Here is a 4,947-nt window from a genome sequence, read left to right as displayed (position 1 = left end):
CCCGAGACCGGCCCCGAGACCGGCCCCGAGACCGGACCGGAGACCGGCCCGGCGGCCGGCTTGTCGTCGTCGGCCACACTGTGCGTGCCACCGCCGCTCACGCCCTGCACGACCAGAACCCCGGACACACCGGCGGCCACCACGGCCCCGATGCCCCACCCTCGACGCGATCTCAGCGAGCTCATCCCCTGACGCACAACCCTTCACCTTGACACCACGCATTGCGTGCATATGTGCACATTTAGGGGTCAACGTATCCGGAGATGACGAAGCGTCAACAACCAACCCGGAACCTCATCCTCCGCAGTGATCAGGAGCGCTCCGATGGAGCAAGGCAAACGCCCCTGAAAGACTGAAAGACCGAAAGACTGGAAGTCCGGGAATTCGGCGGCCTTACGGGTTTTCCCAGGCCGCCGGTTCCGCCGCCAGCCCGCGCACCGGCTCGGGCAGCTCCCCCGCCGCCAGGTCCGCGAAGGTCACCCCCTCCAGCACCTTGCGCACACTGGCGCGCAACGCGACCCACAGCGGGAGCAGCGGTTCGGCGGGGCCCGTGTAGGCGAGACCGGTGGGCCGTTCGCCGCGTACCGACACGATGGGCCCGTCGACGGCCCGGACCACGTCCGCGACGGTGATCCCGGCGGCGGGGCGCGCCAGCCGGTAGCCGCCGTTGCCACCGCGCCGGGAGTCGACGATCCCGCCACGCCGCAGATCGCCGAGGATGCCCTCCAGGAACTTGTGCGGGATGGCCTGCGCGGTGGCGACCGTCTCCGCCTTCACCGCGGCCCCTTCGTCGCCTTCGCCCTCCCGCACGGCGAGCTCCAGCACCGCCCGCACCGCGTAGTCCGCCCGCGCCGAGATCCTCATGGGGTCATTGTCGGTGGTCGGCCACGCGGGCGGAGCCTTCCGCGATCCGGGACCTACGCGAGCCTGATCATGTTCCACGACAGCGGCTCCAGCACGGCTGTCAGCCTGCCGTCTCTTACCGCGCTGCCGGTGACCTGGTGCGGGGTGACGCGTTCCGGGTCGTCCACGGTGTTGGTGGCGTCCGGGTCTGCGTCCGCGATGGCGCTGTGCTCGACGACCGACGTCAACTCCAGGCCGTTCAGGACGACTTCGAGGGGCAGCGGCCGGTCGCGGTCGCGGTTCACGGCGAAGACGGTGACGGTGCCGTCCTCGGCGCGTACGGCGGTGGCGTGCAGCAGGTCCGTCTCGCCGTACTTCTTCGTCTCGTACGTCGGCGAGTCCACCCGTACGTCGAGGACCTCCCCGCGCCCGTACCTGCTGGCCTGCGCGAACGGGTAGAACGTCGTCTGGCGCCAGGCCGCGCCGCCCGGCTCGGTCATGATCGGGGCGATGACGTTGACGAGCTGGGCGAGACAGGCGACGGTGACGCGGTCGGCGTGCCGGAGCAGGGCGATGAGGAGCGAGCCGAAGACGACGGCGTCGGTGACGGAGTAGACGTCCTCCAGGAGGCGCGGGGCCTCGGCCCAGTCCCGCTCGCCGGAGTTCTCGATCGCGTGCCACCCCGAGATGTACCAGACGTTCCACTCGTCGAAGGAGAGGTTGATCTTCTTCTTCGACTTGAGGCGGGCGCCGACGTGGTCGCAGGTCGCGATCACGTTCTCGATGAACGACTCCATGTCGACGGCGGAGGCCAGGAAGGAGTCGATGTCGCCGTCCTGGGGCTCGTAGTAGGCGTGCAGGGAGATGTGGTCGACCAGGTCGTACGTCTCCTGGAGGACCGTCGCCTCCCACTCGGCGAAGGTCTCCATGCCCTGGCTGGAGGAGCCGCAGGCGACGAGTTCGAGGTCCGGGTCGAGCTGGCGCATCGCGCGGGCGGTCTCGGCGGCGAGCCGGCCGTACTCCTCGGCGGTCTTGTGGCCGGTCTGCCAGGGGCCGTCCATCTCGTTGCCGAGGCACCACATCCGGATGCCGAACGGGTCCTTGTCGCCGTGCGCGATACGCAGGTCCGAACGGGCCGTGCCGGAGGGGTGGTTGGCGTACTCCTGGAGTGCCAGGGCCTCGGCGACACCGCGCGTGCCGAGGTTGACGGCCATCATCGGCTCGGCCTGCGGGCCGATCTTGCGGAGGAAGCCGATGTACTCGGAGAGCCCGAACTGGTTGGTCTCCGTCGAGCGCCAGGCGAGGTCGAGCCGGCGGGGGCGCTCCTCGGCCGGGCCGACGGAGTCCTCCCAGTTGAAGCCGGAGACGAAGTTGCCGCCGGGGTAGCGGATGGCGGTGACGCCGAGTTCGCGGACCAGTTCCAGCACGTCCGTACGCAGACCCGCTTCGTCGGCGGTGGGGTGGCCCGGTTCGAAGACGCCCGTGTAGACACAGCGGCCGAGGTGCTCGACGAACGATCCGAAGAGCCGGGGGTTGACCTCCCCGATGGTGAAGGCGGGGTCGATCGTGAAACGGGCGGTGCGGGACATGGGTTCCTCTCCGACAGGGAGTCGAGCTGTGCGGCCTTCGTCGAGCTGTGCCGTGTTCGGAATATCGGGGTCCGCTCGTAACTTCGAACAGGACCGTAATTTTGGAGTCCCCGCCCGTCAACAGCGCGTGATCCCAACGATCGTTCCGCGGTCTCCAACGATCGTTGGAATCCGCTGGTGCGCGGCGGTCCGGACGCGTAGGGTCGGCCCGTGAGTGAGCCCCTGGCAGAGACCGTCGCCCGACTTGAGGAACGCATCGCCGAGGCCCGGCTCGACCGCGCCGAAGTCCTCGACGTACGAGGCCTGTCGGCCCGTACCGCGCTCACGGAGGGCGAGATCAGGGCGCTGCTGACGGAGGGCGCGGGGCCCGCCGCCGACGACATCGAGGACCGCATCCGGCGCCGGGTGCGCACGCTCCACGAGACGCGGCTCGCGGCGAGCGGCCAAAAGCACGGCGAGGTCTGCAAGGAGGTCGCGGACGCCCTGTCGATCAGCCCCGAGTGGGCCCGCCAACTGCTCCTCGGCAAGAAGATGCCGAACGTGCCCGATCTGACCGCCCTCGCCGCGTACTTCGGAGTCGAGCAGGGCACCGGCTTCTTCACCGACCCCGCGCCCGTCGCCCTGAACCGTGAACTCCGCAGGCTGCTGGAGGACTTGGGCGGCGCCGAGGAGGAGCCGCTGGTCCGGTTCGCGACCCGGCACGGGGTGGTCACCCTGGCCCTGCGCGGCCGTCGGCTGACCCCGCGCAAGCAGGAGGCCCTCGCGGTGATGCTCGAAGGGCTGCTGAGCGGCGCCGAGGAGACGGAGCGATGACGACAGGAGGGACGACGAGAAGGACGACGAGAGGGACGACAAGGGGTATGCGGAGCGGGGTGACGCGGCGCGTGGTGGCGGCGGTGCTGCCCGCTCGGGCCGCGCACCGCTTCCGTACCCGGGCCGCGATGCGCGACCTGACCCGCGCCCTCGACGCGGCGCTGCGGGAGCACGCCGACAGCCCTTCCGGGGGACGGGAGTTGTGCCGGGCGCTGTGCGAGGAGATGAGCGCGCGGCGCGAGCGGCGCGTCGAGCTGCGGTTCGAGCGCTTCCCCGACGAGATCGAAGTCACCGGCCTGTGGGTGGAGTTCCACGACTTCGACCTCGTCATCGTCGAGGAGCGGGCCGAGGCCGTCCAGCAACTCGTCATCCTGGGCCACGAGTTGTGGCATCTGCACGCCGGGCACTGTCACCACCACAGCGCCGGGGCGACCGCCGCCCGGGCCCTGGCCGACGAGCGGTCCTGGCAGGGCGGCGCGCTGGCCGTCGCCGCCCGCAACGGCTCCCGGGCGGCCGACGAGGCCGACGCCGAGGAGTTCGGCCACCGGCTCGCCACCGTCTTCCGGCCGTGGCTGGAGGGCCGTACGGCGAGCACGGGCAGCAGCGGCGTACAGGCCTCGCTCGGCTATCGCGGCCGGGGAAGCGGACCCGCGCGGCGATGAACCCCTCCGGTTTCCCCGGTGAGCCGTCCTCCGTCCTCGTGTTCGGGACACCGGTCGCGGTCCTGGCCGCCGCGCTGGTGTTCAAGCTGCCCAGCATCCTCCGGCTGTGGCGGGATCCGCTGCGGCGCGCGGTCGGCGGGCTGCTGCTGCTCGCCTGCGGCATCTTCGTCCTGGCGGCGCCGCCGACCATCACATGGACGAACCGGGTCACCGGCGTGCCCAACATCGCGGCGCCCCTGGTGTACAGCTTCATCGTCGCGTTCTGCGGCGCGAGTCTGCTGCTGATGATCGCGTGGCGCGGCGGCCTCGCGGGCGACTCGCCCGCCTCGGCCGGGGCCCGTCGCTCGATGCGGTGGGTCGCCGGCGGGCACGTGGGGGTGATCGTCGCGCTGTGGGCGCTGTTCGCGCTCGCGGACGTACCCGTGGAGCGCCGCCGGGACCTGGACACGTACTACGCCCGTACGCCCTTCATGCGCGAGCTGATCGTGCTCTATCTGCTCGCGCACACCACGTCCTGCGTCCTGACGTACCGACTGGTCCAGGACTGGGTCCACACCGTGGCGCTCGATGTGTGGCTGCGCCGGGGCCTGCGGGCGCTGGCCGTCGGCTTTGCAGCCAATCTGGTGTTCGACGCGGCGAAGGGCACGGCCGTCGTCGCCCGCTGGACGGGCGGCGACCTGGACCCGCTCTCCACGACGGTGGCCCCCCTCGCCGCCTGCGTCGCCGCCGTACTGATCGCGACGGGGTTCGTGCTGCCGCACGCCGGCCAGTATCTGCGTGACCGCTGGCGGATCCGCCGCGCCCACCTCCGGCTCGCCCCGCTGTACGGCCTGCTGCGCACCGCCACCGGCCGGGGCGTCCCGTTCTCGCTGCGGGCCACCCCGGAGCTGAGGCTGACCCGCCGCGAGACGTTCATCCGCGACGCCCTGCTGCACCTGGCCCGCCACCTCGACGGGGAGCTGCGGCGACGGGCGTACGAGGCGGCGGTGAAGCTGGGCCACGGTCCGGGGCGGGCCAGGTGCAGCAGGGCGTCGCGGATG

At 71.4% G+C, this 4,947-nt stretch carries 5 protein-coding genes and 1 pseudogene; 3 read left to right on the top strand and 3 right to left on the bottom strand.

Annotated features, from left to right (window positions below; genetic code table 11):
- The 3 genes and pseudogenes from AOK08_RS46860 to arfA form a co-directional block, all read right to left on the bottom strand.
- A pseudogene (locus tag AOK08_RS46860) lies at nucleotides 1–185 on the bottom strand (hypothetical protein); the annotation flags it as partial.
- A 208-nt stretch (nucleotides 186–393) separates the two neighbouring features.
- Nucleotides 394–864 (bottom strand): RrF2 family transcriptional regulator, encoded by a 471-nt coding sequence (locus AOK08_RS30880; RefSeq protein WP_055532197.1) that lies wholly within the window; start codon nucleotides 862–864, stop codon nucleotides 394–396.
- A 53-nt stretch (nucleotides 865–917) separates the two neighbouring features.
- A complete protein-coding gene (gene arfA, locus AOK08_RS30875) occupies nucleotides 918–2,432 on the bottom strand; it encodes an arabinosylfuranosidase ArfA (RefSeq protein WP_055532189.1) in 1,515 nt (504 codons plus the stop codon).
- A gap of 210 nt (nucleotides 2,433–2,642) precedes the next feature.
- Here arfA and AOK08_RS30870 point away from each other — a divergent pair, with 210 nt between their 5' ends.
- From AOK08_RS30870 to AOK08_RS30860, 3 genes are all read left to right on the top strand, one after another.
- The gene (locus AOK08_RS30870) at nucleotides 2,643–3,245 is read left to right on the top strand and encodes a hypothetical protein (protein ID WP_055532187.1); all 603 of its coding nucleotides are present in this window, start codon (nucleotides 2,643–2,645) and stop codon (nucleotides 3,243–3,245) included.
- Nucleotides 3,246–3,292: 47 nt separating this feature from the next.
- On the top strand, nucleotides 3,293–3,907 hold the full coding sequence (locus AOK08_RS30865) for a toxin-antitoxin system, toxin component family protein (protein WP_241827159.1): 615 nt from the start codon (nucleotides 3,293–3,295) through the stop codon (nucleotides 3,905–3,907).
- Nucleotides 3,904–4,947 (top strand): MAB_1171c family putative transporter (locus tag AOK08_RS30860; RefSeq protein WP_055532185.1); only part of this gene is annotated, 1,044 nt, incomplete at its 3' end. The genes AOK08_RS30865 and AOK08_RS30860, both read left to right, overlap by 4 nt.

This window comes from Streptomyces graminilatus (genome assembly GCF_001418565.1).
Taxonomy (GTDB): Bacteria; Actinomycetota; Actinomycetes; order Streptomycetales; family Streptomycetaceae; genus Streptomyces; species Streptomyces graminilatus.
This window is presented reverse-complemented; position numbering and strand designations above follow the sequence as displayed.